Origin of the sequence: Variovorax raffinosi (assembly GCF_051216615.1) — a bacterium.
GTDB lineage: Bacteria > Pseudomonadota > Gammaproteobacteria > Burkholderiales > Burkholderiaceae_C > Variovorax.
Genome location: NZ_JBPJZR010000004.1, coordinates 349,364 through 368,769, shown reverse-complemented (window position 1 = coordinate 368,769; position 19,406 = coordinate 349,364). Strand labels below are relative to the sequence as shown.

18 protein-coding genes are annotated in these 19,406 nt (G+C 66.2%); 9 read left to right on the top strand and 9 right to left on the bottom strand.

The window, feature by feature from the left end; all coding sequences use genetic code 11:
• Positions 1-10 precede the first annotated feature (10 nt).
• The 4 genes from ACSFB7_RS15870 to ACSFB7_RS15855 all read left to right on the top strand — a co-directional run bounded on the left by ACSFB7_RS15870 (position 11) and on the right by ACSFB7_RS15855 (position 3,616).
• Positions 11-1,204, top strand: coding sequence for a biosynthetic peptidoglycan transglycosylase (locus tag ACSFB7_RS15870; RefSeq protein WP_435471661.1), 1,194 nt, complete (start codon positions 11-13; stop codon positions 1,202-1,204).
• Entirely contained in the window at positions 1,201-1,974 is a 774-nt protein-coding gene (locus ACSFB7_RS15865) for a GNAT family N-acetyltransferase (RefSeq protein WP_435471659.1), read from the top strand. The genes ACSFB7_RS15870 and ACSFB7_RS15865 overlap by 4 nt, the downstream gene beginning before the upstream one ends.
• Before the next feature lie 66 nt (positions 1,975-2,040).
• Positions 2,041-2,940 (top strand): pirin family protein, encoded by a 900-nt coding sequence (locus ACSFB7_RS15860; RefSeq protein ID WP_435471657.1) that lies wholly within the window; start codon positions 2,041-2,043, stop codon positions 2,938-2,940.
• Positions 2,941-3,064: 124 nt separating this feature from the next.
• Positions 3,065-3,616 carry a Spy/CpxP family protein refolding chaperone gene (locus tag ACSFB7_RS15855; RefSeq protein ID WP_435471655.1) on the top strand — a complete coding sequence of 184 codons (552 nt, stop codon included), beginning with the start codon at positions 3,065-3,067 and terminating at the stop codon, positions 3,614-3,616.
• A 101-nt stretch (positions 3,617-3,717) separates the two neighbouring features.
• On the opposite strand, the gene ACSFB7_RS15850 is transcribed toward ACSFB7_RS15855, so the two are convergent.
• A complete protein-coding gene (locus tag ACSFB7_RS15850; RefSeq protein WP_435471653.1) occupies positions 3,718-4,053 on the bottom strand; it encodes a serine/threonine protein kinase in 336 nt (111 codons plus the stop codon).
• 215 nt (positions 4,054-4,268) lie between these two features.
• Here ACSFB7_RS15850 and ACSFB7_RS15845 point away from each other — a divergent pair, with 215 nt between their 5' ends.
• From ACSFB7_RS15845 to ACSFB7_RS15830, 4 genes are all read left to right on the top strand, one after another.
• Entirely contained in the window at positions 4,269-5,054 is a 786-nt protein-coding gene (locus ACSFB7_RS15845; protein ID WP_435471651.1) for an endonuclease/exonuclease/phosphatase family protein, read from the top strand.
• A 10-nt stretch (positions 5,055-5,064) separates the two neighbouring features.
• Positions 5,065-6,351, top strand: a complete 1,287-nt coding sequence (gene clsB, locus ACSFB7_RS15840) for a cardiolipin synthase ClsB (protein ID WP_435471649.1) — start codon at positions 5,065-5,067, stop codon at positions 6,349-6,351.
• A 22-nt stretch (positions 6,352-6,373) separates the two neighbouring features.
• Positions 6,374-7,330 carry a lysylphosphatidylglycerol synthase domain-containing protein gene (locus ACSFB7_RS15835; protein WP_435471647.1) on the top strand — a complete coding sequence of 319 codons (957 nt, stop codon included), beginning with the start codon at positions 6,374-6,376 and terminating at the stop codon, positions 7,328-7,330.
• 148 nt (positions 7,331-7,478) lie between these two features.
• On the top strand, positions 7,479-7,976 hold the full coding sequence (locus ACSFB7_RS15830) for a polyhydroxyalkanoate granule-associated phasin (protein ID WP_435471646.1): 498 nt from the start codon (positions 7,479-7,481) through the stop codon (positions 7,974-7,976).
• Between the two features lie 36 nt (positions 7,977-8,012).
• Here the strand turns inward: ACSFB7_RS15830 and ACSFB7_RS15825 are convergent, their stop codons facing one another.
• The 8 genes from ACSFB7_RS15825 to dnaA form a co-directional block, all read right to left on the bottom strand.
• Positions 8,013-9,260, bottom strand: coding sequence for a metallophosphoesterase (locus tag ACSFB7_RS15825; protein WP_435471644.1), 1,248 nt, complete (start codon positions 9,258-9,260; stop codon positions 8,013-8,015).
• Positions 9,261-9,393: 133 nt separating this feature from the next.
• Complete coding sequence (locus ACSFB7_RS15820; protein WP_435471642.1) at positions 9,394-9,879, bottom strand: hypothetical protein; 486 nt, start codon at positions 9,877-9,879, stop codon at positions 9,394-9,396.
• Positions 9,880-10,014: 135 nt separating this feature from the next.
• Complete coding sequence (locus ACSFB7_RS15815) at positions 10,015-10,533, bottom strand: hypothetical protein (protein WP_435471640.1); 519 nt, start codon at positions 10,531-10,533, stop codon at positions 10,015-10,017.
• Between the two features lie 341 nt (positions 10,534-10,874).
• Positions 10,875-11,783 carry a bestrophin family protein gene (locus tag ACSFB7_RS15810; protein WP_435471638.1) on the bottom strand — a complete coding sequence of 303 codons (909 nt, stop codon included), beginning with the start codon at positions 11,781-11,783 and terminating at the stop codon, positions 10,875-10,877.
• A 131-nt stretch (positions 11,784-11,914) separates the two neighbouring features.
• Complete coding sequence (locus tag ACSFB7_RS15805; RefSeq protein WP_435471636.1) at positions 11,915-13,351, bottom strand: aldehyde dehydrogenase family protein; 1,437 nt, start codon at positions 13,349-13,351, stop codon at positions 11,915-11,917.
• A 179-nt stretch (positions 13,352-13,530) separates the two neighbouring features.
• Positions 13,531-16,152, bottom strand: a complete 2,622-nt coding sequence (gene gyrB, locus ACSFB7_RS15800; protein WP_435471634.1) for a DNA topoisomerase (ATP-hydrolyzing) subunit B — start codon at positions 16,150-16,152, stop codon at positions 13,531-13,533.
• Between the two features lie 134 nt (positions 16,153-16,286).
• Entirely contained in the window at positions 16,287-17,393 is a 1,107-nt protein-coding gene (dnaN, locus tag ACSFB7_RS15795; RefSeq protein ID WP_124459780.1) for a DNA polymerase III subunit beta, read from the bottom strand.
• A 123-nt stretch (positions 17,394-17,516) separates the two neighbouring features.
• The gene (dnaA, locus tag ACSFB7_RS15790) at positions 17,517-18,896 is read right to left on the bottom strand and encodes a chromosomal replication initiator protein DnaA (RefSeq protein ID WP_093242284.1); all 1,380 of its coding nucleotides are present in this window, start codon (positions 18,894-18,896) and stop codon (positions 17,517-17,519) included.
• A gap of 307 nt (positions 18,897-19,203) precedes the next feature.
• Between dnaA and rpmH the strand changes: the two genes are divergently transcribed.
• Positions 19,204-19,338 carry a 50S ribosomal protein L34 gene (gene rpmH, locus ACSFB7_RS15785; protein ID WP_007834827.1) on the top strand — a complete coding sequence of 45 codons (135 nt, stop codon included), beginning with the start codon at positions 19,204-19,206 and terminating at the stop codon, positions 19,336-19,338.
• The last annotated feature ends 68 nt before the right edge of the window (positions 19,339-19,406 follow it).

Here is a 19,406-nt window from a genome sequence, read left to right as displayed (position 1 = left end):
AGCTATCTTTTTGATAGTCAAGCTGGTGCTCGCGCCGGCCGCCGGCGAATGGAGCACCACGGTGAAGGCCGGTCCGCTGAATTTCGAGATCGGCGTGCCCACCGCGCTGCGCCTGGCCACCTCGCCCTGGTTCGCGCCGCGCCTGGACGGCCATTCGCTGGACACCCGCTTCGGCACCGTGCGCTTCGGCTGGAAAGAAACCAGCGAACTGCTCGAGATGACCTGCGCCCCCTGCAGCGCCGAGGTGTCCGCGCTCGGTACGCAGCCGATCAAGGTCGAGCGGCTCATTGCCACCGTGCGGCGCGACGGCAACACGCTGAGCGGCACGCTCGAAGCCACGCCGCAGAACAACGACGCCACCCGGCTGCAGGGCCACTGGGAAGGCAAGCTCACGCCGAAGAACCTGCAGCTCAGCGCCAACATCCAGGACGCGCCCATCGCCGGCTGGTACGCGGTGCTGGTGCCCACGCTGCCCGAGCTGCAGCGCGCGCGCATCGGCGGCACGCTGGCGCTGCACGGCCAGCTCGTGCTGCCCGAGGCCACGTTCTCGGTGCAGCCGAACATCAGCCAGTTCACCGTCGAAGGGCTGGGCACCGAGGCCATGCTCAATGCGCGCACCAGTTGCGGCCCGTCGGCCAAGCTGACCAACGACAGCTGGCTGGCGCGCGCGGTCATCGCGGCGGAAGACCAGCGCTTCTTCACCCACACCGGCTATGACCTGACCGAGATCCTCGCGTCGATCGACAACAACCAGAAGCCCGGCCAGGTCCGGCGCGGCGGCAGCACGCTGACGCAGCAGCTCGCCAAGCTGCTCGTGACCGGCAGCGATCGCACGGCCGAGCGCAAGCTGCGCGAAATGCTCTACGCGGTCGAGATGGAGCAGACGCTGGGCAAGGCCCGCATCCTGCAGCTCTACCTGGACAACGCACCGTGGGGCGGCAACATCTGCGGCGCCGAGGCCGCGGCGCGCCGCTACTTCAAGCGCAGCGCGCGCACGCTGGAGCCGGCGCAGGCCGTCTGGCTGGCCGCGATGCTGCACAAGCCGCAGGCCGTGCTCGAGCAGTGGCGGCGCGACGGACAGATCGACGCCGACCGCATCAAGTGGGTGGCGGAAGGCATTCGCGGCATCAGCCGCAACCAGCGCGAGGCCATGCTCAAGGGCGTGGCCGCCGCCAGATTCACGGCGCCGGAGGCCACGCCATGACCACGACTCTTTTGACCGATGCCGACATCGAAGCCATCGAGCGCGCCACCATCGCGGCGGTGTCGCCCGAAGTGACCGAAGAACTCGACGGCTGGCTGCTGCCCTTCGACGGCGGCACCGTCAAGCGCGCTCGATCGGCCGTGCCGCTGCACCGGGGCGCGGTCGATCACGGCACGCTCGACCGCATCGAAGACCGCTACGACAGCCGCCAGGTCGCGCCCGCGCTGCGGCTGGCCGATGCCACCTGCTTCGACGGGCTGCGCAGCGAGCTGGCGCGGCGGCACTATGCCGACGACAACCCGACCTGCGTGCAGGTCGGCTCGGCGCAGCGCATGCGGCAGGTGGTTGCGGCCGGCGGTGCGCTGGCCGATGTGGACCGCAAGCCCGACGACGCCTGGGCGGCGCTGTTCCTGGGCGAAGGTTTCGATCCGGTGGACGGCGCGCATCGCGTGCGGATGCTGGCGCGCGCCAAGGGCTCGCTCTACGCCAGCGTGCGCGAAGGCGGCAAAACCCTCGCCGCCGGCGCGATGGCTTTCGGGCACGGATGGGCCAGCGTGCACGGCATGCGGACCGATGTGGCGCACCGGGGCCGTGGGCTGGCGGGGCGCGTGCTGGCCGGGCTGGCGCAGGCCGCGCTGTCGCAAGGCTTCGAGCGCGTGTTCCTGCAGGTCGATGCAGCGAACCCGCCGGCGCTGGCGCTCTACCGGCGGGCCGGTTTCGAGACCCGGTGGCAGTACCGCTACTGGCAGCGCCAGCAGTGGCCGAAATAGCCGGCGGCTGAATCGCCCCGGGGGCCATGGGTGGCGCGGCGGCCGCGTTAGTGCCACCATGGCCGCATGACGAACGCCAACCACCACAGCAACCACCCCACCGATCCCGTGGCCACGCCGCGCGGCATCGACCACATCGTGGCCGGTGTTTCCACCAGCGATGGCGACGGCGTCAAACTCACCCGCGTGCTGCAGCAGCCGCTGCAAAAGCGGCTCGACCCCTACCTGATGCTCGATGCCTTCGGCAGCGACAACCCGGGCGACTACATCGGCGGCTTTCCGAACCATCCGCACCGGGGCTTCGAGACGGTCACCTACATGATCGCGGGCCGCATGCGCCACCGCGACAGCGAAGGCCATGAAGGGCTGCTCGAAAACGGCGGCGTGCAATGGATGACCGCCGGCCGCGGCCTCGTGCACAGCGAACTGCCCGAGCAGGAAGAAGGCCTGATGGAAGGCTTTCAGTTGTGGCTCAACCTGCCCGCCAAGGACAAGATGCGCGAGCCCTGGTATCGCGACATCCAGAGCGAAGAGATTCCCGAATACACCACCGCCGGCGGCGTGCACGTGCGCGTGATCGCCGGTGCGAGCCACGGCATCGAGGGCGCGGTGCGGCGCGAGCACACCGAGCCGCTGTACCTGGACATCACCCTGCCCCCGGGCGCCGAGTTCGCGCAGCCGCTGCCGCATGACCACAACGTGCTGGTCTACGTGTTCCGCGAATCGCTCTGGATCGCCGGCAGCGAAGTGCCGACGCGCCGCATGGCCATCCTGGCCAACGAAGCGGACAGCGACGGCGTGATGCTGCGCGCCGGCGCCACCAACCACAGCCCCGCGCGCGCATTGCTGATCGCGGGCAAGCCGCTGCACGAGCCGATCGCGCAATACGGCCCCTTCGTGATGAACACGCAGGAGCAGATCAAGCAGGCGGTTCATGACTTCCAGAATGGAAAGCTGGGTGGATAGAGTCGGGTTCACCGTTCTTTACGCAAGCTCACTTCCGGCTAACGGTGGCGATACAGAGGGCTTCCACACTTCGTCTCACCTGCTGCCCATCGGTGGCGGGCTTCTTCGAAAGGAAGCACTTCTCATGATTTCTCTTCGCCAACGCATCGTCTGGGCCAGCCTGTTGGGTTCGGCCGCTCTCGCCTCTTCGGGCGCTTTCGCTCAGGCACCGGCCGCCGCAACCGCACCCACCGCCGCGGTGGCCCAGGCCGACAACGCCGCCGCGCCCAAGGCGCAGCACAAGCGCATGGACCCGGCCCAGCGCATGGAGCGCATGCAGGAACGCCGCGCCAAGCGCATGGCCGCGCTGAAGGACAAGCTCAAGCTGACATCGGCCCAGGAAGGCGCATGGAGCACCTTCACCGCCGCGAGCCAGCCGCCCGCCGGCCCGCGTCCGCACATGGACCGCGCCGAGTTCGCCAAGCTGACCACGCCGGAACGCCTGGAACGCATGCAAACCCGCCAGGCCGAGCGCAGCGCCAGGTTCGCCAAGCGCGCTGACGCCACGAAGACCTTCTACGCCGCGCTGACGCCCGACCAACAGAAGACCTTCGACACGGAAACCGCCCACTTCGGTGACCACGGCCATCGCGGCCACGGTGGCCCGCGTGGCGGCGCCGCTCCCGCCAAGGGCTGATCGCAGCCGCCAGGGCGCCGGCAACGGCGCCATCGAAAAAAAGCCCGCAGCGCAAAAGCACTGCGGGCTTTTTCGTTCACCGGCGCATGTCGACCAGTTGGCTACTTCGGCGTGCCGGTCTTGTCGGTCGGGTTCGTTGCAACCTCCGGGCGTTCGCCCTTCTGGCCGAACTGCGGCTTGACCTTGCGGGCCTCCTGGCTCACTTCCGCACGCGAGCGCTCGCCGGTCGGTTGCGGCATGGCGTTCGGCTGGTGATTGACTGTGGTCGTGGCCTCGCCCTTGGGCACCATGCTGTTGTCGTTGTTGCGGTTCTGCGCGCGGGCTTCGGCCTTTACAGCCTCCCGGGAGGCTGGGTCGGATGGGGCCTGGGCCAGGGCGATGCCTGCCGTGCCCATCAGCGCAGCGAGGACCGTGGCGCGAAAAATGGCTTGCTTCATGGGGTGTTCCTTCTGGGTTGCCTCGAATTCAATGGATGAAACCGCGGGCTGTTTTCTGCAGGCCCTGAAACCACCGTAGGAGGCACGAAATCCGCGCTGTGTGGGGGTGCGGCAGGCCTGCCTGTAGGAGCCGGCCGCCCAGGCGTGAAAGCCGGTGAAGAAGGTGGCGCGTTCCTACAGGCGCAGCGGGCGAGGCAACGTACAACCGCAGACCGATGTCTTCTCCCCCCATTCCTGCTGCCGCGACCCCGGCGCCGACCTCGCTCAAGGTGATGACGGTGAACACCCACAAGGGCTTCACCGCGCTGAACCGCAAGTTCATCCTGCCGGAGCTGCGCGACGCGGTGCGCACGGTGGGCGCCGACGTGGTGTTCCTGCAGGAAGTGCTGGGCACGCATTCGCGCCACTCGCGCAAGGTGAGCAACTGGCCCGATGCGCCGCATTACGAATTTCTGGCCGACACCATGTGGCCGCAGTTCGCCTACGGGCGCAACGCGGTGTATCCGAAGGGCCACCACGGCAACGCGGTGCTGTCGAAATTTCCGATCGTGCATTTCCGCAACCACGACGTGTCGGTGAGCGGCCCCGAAAAGCGCGGCCTGCTGCATTGCGTGCTGCGCCTGCCGGGCCGCGTCGTCGATGTGCATGTGATCTGCGCGCACCTCGGGCTGGCCGAGGCGCACCGGCAGCAGCAACTCGAACTGCTGTGCCACATCGTGCGCGACGAGGTGCCGGCGGATGCGCCGCTGATCGTGGCCGGCGACTTCAATGACTGGCGCAGCCGCGCGCACGAGATCCTGGCGCAAGGCGCCAGGCTGCGCGAGGTGTTCGTGCATGCCAATGGGCGTGCGGCCAAGACCTTTCCGGCGCGCTTTCCGGTGCTGCCGCTCGATCGCATCTACGTGCGCAACGCGGGCGTGCATGCGCCCGTGGTGCTGCCGCGCAGGCCGTGGTCGCATCTCTCGGACCACGCCCCGCTGGTGGCGGACATCGACCTGTGAACACCTCGCCATGAGCAGCAACAACGACAACAGCAACGACAACCATTGGGTCGCCGGCAATCGCATCGAACTGCTGGAAAACGGCGAGCAGTTCTTTCCGCGCGTGTTCGACGCCATCAGGCAGGCGCAGCGCGAAGTGATCGTCGAGACCTTCATCCTGTTCGAGGACAAGGTCGGCCTGCAACTGCACGCGGCCCTGCGCTCGGCCGCCGAACGCGGCGCGAAGGTCGACCTGATGATCGACGGCTTTGGCTCGCCCGACCTCTCGCGCGAATTCATCGAAGGGCTGACCTCGGCCGGCGTGAAGGTGCGGGTGTTCGATCCGGGCCAGCGTTTCATGGGCCAGCGGCTCAACGTGTTCCGCCGCATGCACCGCAAGATCGTGGTGATCGACGGCGAGCGTGCCTTCGTCGGCGGCATCAACTATTCGGCCGACCATCTGCTCGACTTCGGGCCCAAGGCCAAGCAGGACTACGCGGTCGAACTGACGGGGCCGATCGTCGCGGAGATCCACCAGTTCGTGCTGCGCGCCATCGCACTCGGCGGCAAGGGCGCGGGCTGGTTCCGCCGCCGCCTGAAGCAGGTGCCACGCGAGGCCGGCAGCCGCGCCGGCGAGGCCGACGCGATGTTCGTCACGCGCGACAACCGGCGCCACACCAACGACATCGAGCGCCACTACCGCGCGGCGATCCGCGCCGCGCGCGAACGCATCGTGATCGCCAATGCGTATTTCTTTCCGGGCTACCGGCTCATCAAGGAACTGCGGCGCGCGGCACGACGCGGTGTCGATGTGCGGCTGATCCTGCAGGGCGAGCCCGACATGCCGATCGTCAAGACGGCAGCGAGCATGCTGTACCACCACCTGCTGCATGCCGGCGTTCGCATCTACGAGTACTGCGATCGTCCGCTGCACGGCAAGGTCGCGCTGATGGACGACCGGTGGAGCACCGTGGGGTCAAGCAACCTCGATCCGCTGAGCCTGTCGCTGAACCTCGAAGCCAATGTGGTCGTGCGGGATGCGGCCTTCAACCAGGTGCTGTGGGAGCGCATGGACCATCTCATGCAGCACAGTTGCAAGCAGATCGACACGGCCGACTTGGCGAGCGAGTGGAGCGGCTGGCGGCTGGTGCGCAGTTTTTTCGTCTTCCACATCCTGCGCTGGTATCCGGCGCTGCTGGGCCGGTTGCCGCGCCACGTGCCGCGCCTGACACCCGCCGAGGCCACCGACCTTGCCAGCCGGCGCGACACCGGCACGAGCGATCCGGCCGGCGGTGCCACGCAGACGGAAGCGGCTTGAGGCGAGCACCGCCTGATTCACCATGAGCACGATGGCCCTCACCCGCCAGTCCTGGTGGCCCTGGGCCCGCCGCGTGGCGCTGTGGGGCTTCTTCGGGCTGATCGCATGGCTGCTCGTGAAGCAGGCGCGCACCATCGAATGGGACGAAGTGCTCGACGCGATCCGCGCGCTGCCCGCATCCGCCTTGCTCGCTGCGGGTGCGCTGGCCGCCTGCAGCTTTGCGCTGTACAGCACCTACGACCTGCTGGGCCGCTACGTGACGAAGCACAAGCTGGGCACTGGCACGGTGATGGGCGTGACCTTCATCAGCTACGCCTTCAACCTCAACCTGGGTTCGCTGGTTGGCGGCGTGGCGTTTCGCTACCGGCTCTATTCGCGCCTGGGGCTGGAGAACGACACCATCACGCGCGTGCTGGGCTTCAGCATGCTGACCAACTGGCTCGGCTACCTGCTCGTGGCCGGCGCGGCCTTCTGCTTCTGGCCGCTGGCGCTGCCGCCCGACTGGAAGATCGACAACGAAGGGCTGCGCATCCTGGGTGCAGTGTTGCTGCTGCTGGCCGTGGGCTACGTGGCGCTGTGCGCTTTTTCAAAGGGACGCGCCTGGCGCGTGCGGGGCCATGAGTTCAGCGCGCCCCGGCTTCCGCTGGCGCTGCTGCAACTGGCGATGTCGTGCGCCAACTGGTCGCTGATGGGCGGCGTGATCTGGTTCCTGCTGCAAGGCCAGGTCGACTATCCGCAGGTCCTCGCGGTGCTGCTGGTGGCGGCGGTGGCTGGCGTCATCACGCATGTGCCGGCGGGGCTCGGCGTGCTCGAAGCCGTGTTCGTGGCGCTGCTGTCGCACCAGGTGCCGGAAACGAAACTGCTGGGCGCCCTGCTGGCCTATCGCGCGCTTTACTACCTGCTGCCGCTGGCCGTGGCCACGCTGGGCTATCTGGTCACGGAAATGCAGGCCAGGCGGTTGCGACCGGGTCATTCGTAACTTTGTGAACCGGCGGCGTGCGATCAGCGCGCACCTTTTGCCCCGAAATGCACGACTTGTTCACTGAAAGAGATGGATTTTGTTGCACTGCAACAATCGAAACTCACGAAGCCTATAGTGGCTCACCACCTCTACGCGTCAGCCTCCCATGCCATCTCTTACTTCCACCGCCCGCCTTGCCGATCCATTGATGCAATGGGTCGATTTGGCCGTCAAGACCCACGAGATGCTGCTCTCCTCCGGCTCGGTGATCCGCATGCGGACCGAGCGCATCGCCAAGGCCGGGCTCACGCCCAGCGCGGCCGACCTCGCGGAGTTCCAGCTCATGGGCCAGGAAAAGCTCGCGGCCGCGAGCGAATCGGGCCTGGCGATGGTCAAGCAATGGAACAGCAGCCACCTTTCGCTGGCGCACCGTGCGTTTCAGCAATGGCTGGTGAGCACCACGGCGTTCTTCTCGCTGGCGGGCAGCGTCACGCCGGCGCAGGCGGCGGCGCACAGCGATGCGCTCGTGCAGGCCACGGCGCGCACCGCGACTGCGGCAAGCCAGTTGTCGGACGCGGCGGCCGGCATCGCGCGCGAAGGGCTCAAGCCGATCCATGCAGCGGCCACATCGAATGCGCGGCGCCTGGCCGAGCTGCAGGCCTGAGGCAGAGGCTGAAGACGCGAAGAGGAAGAGCGACGCTCAGGCCCGCGCAGGCACCAGCGTCAGCAGCGTGATTTCAGAGGGCGCGCCAAAGCGCTTCGGCGGGCCCCAGTAGCCGGTGCCCCGGCTCACATAGATCCACATGTCATGCAACCGGTGCAGGCCCGCCGTGAAGGGCTGCTGCATCGGCACGAACAGATTCCACGGAAAGAACTGGCCGCCATGCGTGTGGCCCGACAACTGCAGCTGGTAGCCCGCCGCTGCAGCCAGCGTTGCGCTGCGCGGCTGGTGCGCGAGCAGCACGCGCGTGTGCACCAGCGGCGGTGCGTCGAACAATGCAAGGTGCGGGTCGCTGGCATGGGCCGCGTCGAAATGCCCGGCGGTGAAGTCGGTCACGCCGGCCAATACCAGCGCGCTTTCGAACAGCTCTTCATCGGTCTGCGCGCCGCGCACGTTGCGCGTCTGCAGCACCACGTGCTCGTTCAACAGCACCTTCAGGCCGAGCCGGCGCAGCTCGTCGATCCAGGCGTGCGCGCCCGCGTAGTACTCGTGGTTGCCCGTGACCACGAAAGTGCCGTGGCGCGCGCGCAGTCCGGCCAGCGGCGCGATGTGCTCGCGCAGCTCGGGCACGCTGCCGTCCACCAGGTCACCGGTGATTGCGATGGTGTCGGCGCCCAGGCCGTTGACCACGTCGACGATGCGCTGGATGTACGCGCTCTTGATCGTCGGGCCCACATGGATGTCGCTGAGCTGCGCGATCGTGAAGCCTTCGAGCGCCTGCGGCAGCCCGCTGATCGGCACGTCCACCCGCTTCACGCCGGCCGTGCGGCGCGCGTTGAAGAAACCGATCAGCGACGTGGCCGTGGCCATGGCCAGCACCGCCAGCGCGCTCCAGGGCCGCAGCGCATTCCACGGCACCTGCAGCATGCCCAGCGCGCTCGCCAGCCAGGCCAGCAGCAGGCCGGCGTCGCGCACCAGCGTCAGCACGAACATCGACGAGAACCAGCCCATGCTGATCAGGCCGACCCACTTGAGCACGTCGTCCATCGAACCATGGCGCCCGATGCGGCGCGACACGAAGGGCAAGGGAATCGTGGCCGCCGACACCAGCAGCGCGAGCAACGCCAACGGCCACGCGGGCGTGAGCACGGCCAGCGCAGGCAGCAGGCGCAGCGCGATGTAGACGTGCAGCAGCGCGGTCAGGACACTCAGGGGGCGGATCGGCATCGGGGCAATGGGTTCGGGCACTGCCCGGGATACACCATCTGCAAGGCGCATGCCGCGCATTCAAGGCGCCCGAAGGCGCGGCAGCCGCTATTTTTTCTATAGCGCAAGGCACCCGGATAGCGGGCGTTGTGGCCGGGCCGGGTCCGCGAATCCGCACCGGCGAAAAGCGGTGCCTGCGCCCACTTTCGCCGCGCTACTGCACCGTGCGCGTGCCGGCCGAAGCCATGTCGGTGCCCGCCGGCCACACGAAGGTGGCTTTGGCGGCGGCGCCCGGCAGCACATGCAGCGCTTGCTTGAGCACCTGGTTGCCCAACTGCGCCTCGACTTCGTAGTTGCCCGGCTCCAGCCGCGCCACCATGAACGGGCCGCCCGACACCACGTTGTCGAGCAGCGCGGCGCCGCTGCCGTCGCGCACGGTCACGTGCACGTTGGCTGCGAAATCGGCACCCTTGTGATCCTTGACCGCGAACTCGAAGGTCGCGGGCCAGCGCGGCGACACCGTTTCCATCAGTTGCGCTTCATCGCTGCCGATGCCGCCGCTCATGTATTCGACGCCGTGCGCCATGTAGATCGGCGGGTTCACCGTCGCGTGGGCCGATGAAAGCGCTCCCAGCAGGACGGCGCCGAACAGCATGGCGGCCGCCAGGGGCCGCGTGCGCGATGAGAAACGGGAGGTCATGGTCTGGATCCTTTCCTTGTCGTCGTGGCAAGAGGCCACGCGGCCAATGTGCGGCGCGTGGCTTAGGAAAGGCTGACCGGGATCACAGCAAGTCAGGCAGACCGGCACGCCGCACGGGCGTGCCCGGGTCGTCTCTCAGCGTGCGGCGGAAGTCTGCGCCAGCGCCTGCGGCAGCGGCGGCGTGACCGAGGCCATGTCGAAATTCGATGGCCAGACAAAGGACGCACGCGCCGGCACCCCGGCAATCACCACCAGCGACTGCGTGAGCGTCAGCCCGCCCAGCGTCACGTTCACGTCATAGGCGCCCGGATTGAGCCGCGCCAGCATGTACGGCCCCTGCGACTGCACGTCCAGCACGACCTGGCCGGTGTATTTCTGGCGCACTTCGATCAGTGCCTTGGCCGGAAAGCCCGGCTGCTGCGCGCCCTTGCCGTCGCTCACGCCGAATTCGATGGTGGCGGCCCAGCGCGGCGACACCATTTCCATGAATGCGGCTTCATCCCGGGCGGTGCCACCGCACATGTATTCGATGCCCTGCGCCACCTGGATGGGCGGGTTCGAGAACGCGTGGGCCGAAGACATGGCCCCGAGGAATGCTGCTGTACCGCCCAGTACCAGCGCGGCCAGAGGCCGCCGGAGACGCGATGGGTTCATTGCTGTGTGGTCCTCGATCTTGCGTGACGTGAAATCCGTCGACGGATTTTGCTTAGCAAGAGTCGGGCTAGATATAGCGTTTACGAGGAACGATCCTCGCTCGGAAGTTGAATGCTATTGTTTTCATAGCTGGTGACGCCCGTGTGACGGGCATGAAGTCAATTTTGTGACCCTGACCTCACGGAAACCCTGATACGCGGCGCTTTGCGCACGATTCCGGGCCGGTGCGTGGCCGGTGCGCGGCCGGCGCCTGCAGCGGTGCATGGATGCGCGGCATCGCGCGATTGGCGCAGGTGCTGCGGCGCCCGGAGGCGTTCCGAAGCCTCAGCCGGCCAGCGGCCTCAGGTCTGCATGTACCCGTCGGGCCGGGCGTCCTGCGGCGGCGTCTCGCCCATCATTTCGCGCACCGTGGCTTCGATCGTCCGCGACATCGCATCCAGCGCCAGGTCGTTGGGCGAGGTGCCGAAAGGCTCTTCGATCTCGGCACCCAGGGCTTCGAGTGCGAAGAAGGTGTAGGCGATGAAGGCGACCACCACGGGTGTCATGGCGCCGATGGCATCCACCAGGCCGAACGGCAACAGCACGCAGTACAGATAGATGGTGCGGTGGATGATGACGGCGTAGGTGAAGGGAATCGGCGTGCTCGCGATGCGTTCACAGCCGCCCAGTGCCTCGGTCAACCGGCCCAGTGGGACTTCCATGGCCTGGGCCAGCATCGGATCGAGCTGGCCTTGCCGGCGCTGGTCTTGCAGCCACTCGCCCACCATCAGCAGCAGCACGGCCGGCTTGAAGCGCACGGCTTGCAGGCGGGCGCAGTCTTGCGGCGAAAGAAGGCGCGCGAGGTCGGCGGCAGGGTCGCTGCCGCGAAGCTGATGGCGCAGCGCATGCACGAAGGCGATGAGGCGGGCGGCCGGTACGGCTGCCTGCGCGGGCGCATCGGTCAAGGTAAGAGCCTGGCGCACCAGCGAGCGCGTCTCGTTGAGCAGCGCGCCCCACAGCGTGCGGGCTTCCCAGTAGCGTGAATAGCTCGTGCTGTTGCGAAAGCCCAGGAAGATGGCCAGCGTCAGGCCGATCAGCGAAAAGGGCACGAAGTTGAGCGGCACCTTCCAATGGAACAACTGCCCATGCAGCACGGTCACCAGGACGGCGAAGGCCGTGGTCCACAACAACTGCGGCGCTATATCCGGCAGAACCGAACCGCGCCACACGAAGAGCATGCGCAGCCAATGGGGGCGGGGTCGGACGATCATCGGGCGTCCATTATCCCGCCGGGGTTGGCGACAGCAGCTAACGATTCATCAGGATGAACGCGCTCCGCAACCGCGCCACAGGGGCGAAGGTGCGGGCTCTGTACGAGAGGAATCCGGCGCCGCGCGACGCCTCAGGCCGCTGCCTTCGGCGCAAAGCCCAGCATCGCCTTCACTTCGAGGAATTCGCCGAACGCGTGGTCGCCCCATTCGCGCCCGTTGCCGGACTGCTTGAAGCCGCCGAAAGGCGCGCTCAGGTCGAGGGCTGCGCTGTTGATGTTCACCTGGCCGGCACGAAGGCGCGAGGCGACCTTTCTCGTGGCTTCGGGATCGGTGCCCGACACATAGGCCGCGAGCCCGTAGGGCGTGTCGTTGCCGATCGCGACGGCCTCGTCGACCGTGTCGTAGCCGAGGATCGTCAGCACGGGGCCGAAGATTTCCTCGCGCGCCACCGTCATCTGGTTGTTCACATGGCCCAGCACGGTGGGCTTGACGTAGTAGCCGGTCTCCAGGCCCGTGGGCCTGCCGGGACCGCCCGCCACCACCGTGGCGCCTTCGTCGATGCCCTTCTGGATCAGCGTCTGGATCTTGTCCCACTGGGCCGCGGAAACCACGGGGCCGAGCGCCGCGCCGCTGGCCGGATCACCGACCGTGGTGGCCTCGGCCGCCGCCTTCGCGATGGACAGGGCCTCCGCCATGCGCGCATGGGGAACCAGCATGCGCGTGGGCGCATTGCACGACTGGCCGGAGTTGCCCATCACGCCCCGCACGCCCGCCGTGACGGCCCGCTGGAAGTCGGCGTCTTCCAGGATGATGTTGGGCGACTTGCCGCCCAGTTCCTGGTGCACGCGCTTCACGGTCGGCGCGGCGTTGCGGGCCACCTCGATGCCGGCGCGGGTGGAGCCGGTGAACGACACCATGTCGACTTCGGGGTGGCTAGACAGCGCGGCGCCCACGGTGGGGCCGTCGCCGTTCACGAGGTTGAAGACGCCGGCGGGCACCTGCGCCGCGTCCAGGATCTCGGTCCAGATGATGGCGGAGAAAGGCGCGATCTCCGATGGCTTGAGCACCATGGTGCAGCCCACGGCCAGTGCCGGCGCCACCTTGCACGCGATCTGGTTGACCGGCCAGTTCCATGGCGTGATGAAGCCGCACACGCCGATCGGCTCCTTCACCAGCAAGGTGCTGCCGCGCGCTTCATTGAACCTGTAGGTCTTCAGCACCTCCAGCGCCGTCTGCAGGTGCGCCAGGCCCATGGCCGCCTGGGCGTCCTTGGCCAGTGCCGCGGGCGCGCCCATTTCCTCGGTGATGGCGGCGGCCATGTCCGCATAGCGCTTCTTGTACTCCGCGACGATGCGCTCGAGCAGGGCCACGCGTTCCTGCACGCTGGTCTGCGAATAGTCCGCGAACGCGGCGCGTGCGGCACGCACCGCGCGGTCGACGTCGGCGGCGGAGCCCATCGAGATCCGGCCGGCGGACTTTTCGGTCGCGGGGTTGATGACGTCGATGCTTTTCGGCGTGGCCGGCTCGACCCAACGGCCGTCGATGTAGAACTTCAGGTAGTCGCGCATGTCTCTTGTCTCCGGTTGGGGCAATGTCGCCTGGGGATCTGCGTTGTGTACAGCAGAATACATCGGACACCCTCGATTGCGGCAAAGAGACGGGCTGTTCCATTTCGGTACAGCACCCACCAATGAAAACGCCCGGACGGGCCGGGCGTTTTGAAGACACAGAGCGCTGTCGGCAGCGATCAGACGTCGATGTTCGCAGCCCGCAATGCGTTCTGTTCGATGAACTCGCGACGCGGCTCGACCTCGTCGCCCATCAGCATCGTGAACACGCGGTCCGCTTCGATCGCGTCGTCGACCTGCACGCGCAGCAGGCGGCGCACGGTCGGGTCCATGGTGGTTTCCCACAGCTGCGCGGGGTTCATTTCGCCCAGACCCTTGTAGCGCTGGCGCGAGGTGGCGCGCTCGGCTTCGCCGATCAGCCACTTCATGGCCTGGCGGAAGTCGCCGACCTTTTCTTCCTTGGCGCGCTCGCCCTCGCCGCGGCGGACCAGGGCACCCTCGTCGCTCAGCAGGCCGCGGAAGGTGTTGGCGGCTTCGGCCAGCGCGGCGTAGTCGGCGCCGTGCACGAAGTCCTGCGTGAGCACGCTGCTCTTGATGTTGCCGTGGTGGCGGCGGCTGATGCGCAGCAGCGGCTTGTCGGTGCGGGCATCGAACTCGCTGCTCACCTCGGCCGGGATGCCTGTGGTGTTGAGCTCGCGCAGCTTGACCTGCAGCGCAGCGGCCGAAGCTTCGGCGGCCGGCGTGGTGTCGAGGTCGAGCTTCACGCCGTCGGCAATGGCGCGAAGCGCCTCGGCGTCCATGAAGTTGCGCAGGCGCGCGATCACGGCCTCGGCCAGCTGGTGCTTGCGCGCCAGTTCGGCCAGGGTGTCGCCAGCGAGCGTGGTCGACGCGCTGCCGCCGGTCTGGATGCTCGCGTCCTTCAGCGCCACCTTGAGCAGGAAGGCGTTGAGGGCGGTTTCGTCCTTCAGGTACTGCTCTTCCTTGCCGACCTTGACCTTGTACAGCGGCGGCTGCGCAATGTAGATGTGGCCGCGCTCGACCAGCTCGGGCATCTGCCGGTAGAAGAAGGTCAGCAGCAGCGTGCGGATGTGGGCGCCGTCAACGTCGGCGTCGGTCATGATGATGATGCGGTGGTAGCGCAGCTTGGCAACGTTGAAGTCGTCCGCGCCGCTGCCCGCGCTGGTGGCGCCGGCGCGGCCGATGCCGGTGCCCAGGGCGGTGATCATCACGAGAATTTCATTGCTGGTGAGCAGCTTCTCGTAGCGCGCTTTTTCCACGTTCAGGATCTTGCCGCGCAGCGGCAGGATGGCCTGGAACTTCCGGTCGCGGCCCTGCTTGGCGGAGCCGCCGGCGGAGTCGCCCTCCACCAGATAGACCTCGCACAGGGCGGGGTCCTTTTCCTGGCAGTCGGCCAGCTTGCCGGGCAGGCCCATGCCGTCGAGCACGCCCTTGCGGCGCGTCATTTCGCGGGCCTTGCGGGCCGCTTCGCGGGCGCGGGCGGCTTCGATGATCTTGCCGCAGATGATCTTGGCGTCGTTCGGGCGCTCCTGCAGGTAGTCGCTCAGCAGGCGGCCGACGATGTCTTCCACCGGCGCGCGCACTTCGCTGGACACCAGCTTGTCCTTGGTCTGGCTGGAGAACTTGGGCTCGGGCACCTTCACGCTCAGCACGCAGCACAGGCCTTCGCGCATGTCGTCGCCGGTGACTTCGACCTTCGCCTTTTTCGCGAACTCGTTCTCTTCGATGTACTTGTTGATGACGCGGGTCATCGCGGCGCGCAGGCCCGTGAGGTGGGTGCCACCGTCACGCTGCGGGATGTTGTTGGTGAAGCACAGAACCTGCTCGTTGTAGCCGCTGTTCCACTGCATCGCCACTTCAACGCCGATGTGCGTGCCGGGAATGCCGCCGTAGGTGTCGGCGGGCTTTTCGCCCTCTGCATAGAACGAGTTCGGATGCAGGACGGTCTTGCCCTTGTTGATGAACTCCACGAAACCGCGCACGCCGCCGGCGCCCGAGAAGTCGTCTTCCTTGCCAGAGCGCTCGTCCTTCAGGCGGATGCGCACGCCGTTGTTCAGGAAGCTCAGTTCGCGCAGGCGCTTGCTCAGGATCTCGTAGTGGAAGTCCGAGTTCTCCTTGAAGATCTCGGTGTCGGGCAGGAAGTGGACTTCGGTGCCGCGCTTGTCGGTCTCGCCGATGATCTTCATCGGTGAGACTTCGACGCCGTTCACCATGTCCAGCAGACGGTTCTGCACGAAGCCGCGGCTGAATTCGAGTTCGTGGATCTTGCCTTCGCGGCGCACGACCAGGCGCAGCTTGACGCTCAGCGCGTTCACGCAGGACACGCCCACGCCGTGCAGGCCGCCCGAGACCTTGTAGCTGTTCTGGTTGAACTTGCCACCGGCGTGCAGTTCGGTGAGCGCGATTTCGGCGGCCGAGCGCTTGGGCTCGTGCTTGTCGTCCATCTTCACGCCGGTCGGAATGCCGCGGCCGTTGTCGGTGACGGAGATCGAGTTGTCGCTGTGGATGGTCACGACGATGTCGTCGCAATGGCCGGCGAGCGCTTCGTCGATGGAGTTGTCGACGACTTCGAAAACCAGGTGATGCAGGCCGGTGCCGTCGGAGGTGTCGCCGATGTACATGCCGGGGCGCTTGCGCACGGCTTCAAGCCCTTCGAGGATCGTGATCGAGCCTTCGCCGTAGCTGGTGTCGGCGGGTATGCCTTCGGGCGGCACGACCTGGATTTCAGGCGTGTAGACCGGCTCGGTGTGCGGCACTTCGGGCTTGTTTTCTTCTGCACTCATTCGGATATTCCTCTATCTCTCACGGCATTCACGTGATTTTTCGGGCTCTCAAAAGCTCAATTCACCGCCTCTTGAAAGCGCAAACCCGCGGAGGGCCGCGGGCTGTGTGCGCAAGGCGCTGGGTGGGCTGTCTGCTAGATACGCATCGGCATCACGACGTACTTGAAAGATGCGTTCTCTGGGATGGTTAACAAGGCCGAGCTGTTGGAGTCGGCAAGGTCCAGCTTGACCATGTCCTGGTCCATGTTCGACAGCGCGTCGATCAGGTAGGTCACGTTGAAGCCGATCTCGATGGCGTCGCCGCCGTAGTCGATGTCGAGTTCGTCCTGGGCTTCTTCCTGCTCGGCGTTGTTCGATGCAATGCGCAGCGTGCCGGGTTCGATGTTCAGGCGCACGCCCTTGAACTTCTCGCTGGTCAGGATGGCGGTGCGCTGCAGGCTGGCCAGCAGCGGCGCGCGGCCCAGGGTGACGGTGTTCTTGTGGTTCTTCGGAATCACGCGGTTGTAGTCGGGGAACTTGCCCTCGACCAGCTTGGTGACGAACTCCATGCCGCCGAAGCTGAACTTGGCCTGGTTGTTCGCGAACTGCATCTCGATGGCGCCTTCGGCGTCGGACAGCAGGCGCTGCATTTCCAGCACGGTCTTGCGCGGAAGAATCACTTCTTGCCGCGGCACCTCGACGTCGAGCGTGGCGGAAGAAAAAGCCAGGCGGTGGCCGTCGGTGGCCACCAGGCTCAGCTGCTTGCCTTCGGCCACGAACAGGATGCCGTTCAGGTAGTAGCGGATGTCGTGCACGGCCATCGCGAAGGACACCTGCGAGAGCAGGTCCTTCAGCGTCTTTTGCGGCACGCTGAACACGGGGCCGAAGTTGGCTGCTTCCTGCACCAGCGGAAAGTCTTCGGCGGGCAGCGACTGCAGCGTGAAGCGGCTCTTGCCACCCTTGAGCACCAGCTTGCTCGCGCTCGATTCCAGGCTCACGGTCTGGTCCGAAGGCATGGTGCGCAGGATGTCGATGAGCTTGCGCGCGCCGATGGTGGTGGTGAAGTTGCCTTCGTCGCCGCCGAGCTCGGCGGTGGTGCGAATCTGGATTTCGAGGTCGCTGGTGGTCAGCTGCAGCTGGCCGCCGGTCTTGCGGATCAGCACGTTCGCCAGGATCGGCAAGGTATGGCGCCGCTCCACGATGCCCGCCACCGACTGCAGCGCGGCGAGGACTTTGTCTTGGGTTGCCTTCAAAACGATCATGTGTGCTTACCTCTTCTCTTATCTCTTTGAATCTGCTTGGTAGTCGTAGATCGGAGCCTCACCCGCCCCGTCGAAGGCGCCATTCTCCGCTGTCCGAAGGGACACTTTGAACGACATCCGGCTTCAGCCCTTGAGCGTCTGTTCGAGCACGTGGAGCTGCTGGTTGAGTTCGGTGAGCTGCTGGCGCTCGCCCGAAATCTTGCGCACCGCGTGCAGCACCGTCGTGTGGTCGCGCCCGCCGAACAGCTCGCCGATTTCCGGCAGGCTTTTCTGCGTGAGCTCCTTGGCCAGGTACATCGCGATCTGCCGCGGCCGCGCAATGCTGGCCGGGCGTTTCTTGCTGTACATGTCGGCGACCTTGATCTTGTAGTAGTCGGCCACCGTCTTCTGGATATTTTCGACCGAGATCTGGCGATTCTGGATCGACAGCAGGTCGCGCAGCGCCTCGCGCGCCAGGGCGATCGAGATCTCCTTCTGGTTGAAGCGCGAGTAAGCCAGGATCTTGCGCAGCGCGCCTTCGAGCTCGCGCACGTTGGAGCGCACGTTCTTGGCGACGAAGAAGGCCACTTCTTCCGGCATTTCGGCCGATTCGGCGCGCGCCTTGTTGATCAGGATGGCCACGCGCATTTCGAGCTCGGGCGGCTCGATGGCGACCGTGAGGCCCGAATCGAAGCGCGACACCAGGCGTTCGTGGATGTCGGCCAGCCCCTTCGGATACGTGTCGCTGGTCATCACGATGTGGGATTTCTTGGCGAGCAGGGCCTCGAACGCATTGAAGAATTCTTCCTGCGTCCGGTCCTTGTTGGCGAAGAACTGCACATCGTCGATCAGCAACAGATCGAGCGAGTGGTAGCGCTCCTTGAACTCATCAAAAGTCTTGCGCTGATAGGCTTTGACCACATCCGAGACGAATTGCTCCGCGTGGATGTAGAGAACTTTGGAATCCGGCTTGTCGGCCAGCAGCCGGTTACCCACAGCGTGCATCAGGTGGGTCTTGCCCAGGCCGACGCCGCCGTAGATGAAAAGCGGGTTGTAAAGATGGCCCGGCATGCCCGCCACGTGCATCGCCGCGGCGCGCGCCATGCGGTTGGCCGTGCCCTCGACCAGGGTGTCGAAAGTGAGGCCGGAATTGAGGCGGTTCTTGAAACCGGCAGCCGCCGGTTCTTCGCCGGGGCCGGCCACGTCGCGCGGCACGTCCGTTTCGGTCATGACTGCCACAGGTGCAGAGCGCACAGGAGCTTCGCGAGGAGCAAGCGCTAACTCGACAGCCACTGGCTGGCCGTACATCTTCTCGGCCATCGCGGCGATCTTGCCGGCGTACTGGGCCCGGATCCAATCGAGCTTGAAGCGGTTGGCAACGAACACCGTCATGCGCGAAAGGTCGTCTGCGACCTGCGCTGTCAGGGGTTTGATCCAGGTGTTGAACTGTTGCTCGGACAGCTCCTGCGCGAGCTGGTCGACGCAGGCCTGCCAGAGGCTTTCGCCGATGCCGTCAGTCGACATGGGCGCTTGAAAAAGTGATGAAACCTTCGGGCATTTCTTGGTATAGGTATTGTGGATATTCTCTGCTGGAAGGCGGTCGGCATTCTAACTTGTCAAAAACTTATCCACACGCTGCCGGCGACGGTGAAAGGCCCGCAAATCCAGTCGAAGATTGTTCCGGGCGCCAATGTTTGCGATAATTGCGGGTTTCCCTGAAAACCTATTGCGTCTTTCGGGGGCCATCCCAAACACGCTCCCCCGGCGCCCCGCAGGTTCTTCATGCTTTACATGCGAAGGATCAGCGTGAACAGGGAACTAGGAAATCACCATGAAACGCACCTATCAAGCATCCAAAGTCCGCCGCGCCCGTACCCACGGCTTCCTGGTCCGCATGAAGACCCGTGGCGGCCGTGCCGTCATCAACGCACGCCGCGCCAAGGGCCGCAAGCGCCTGGCTGTCTGACGGCAGCCCACCTGCCGTTGCCAGCAGCCGACACGCCAGCGCAGGCTCCCGTAGCCATCGCGTCTGAC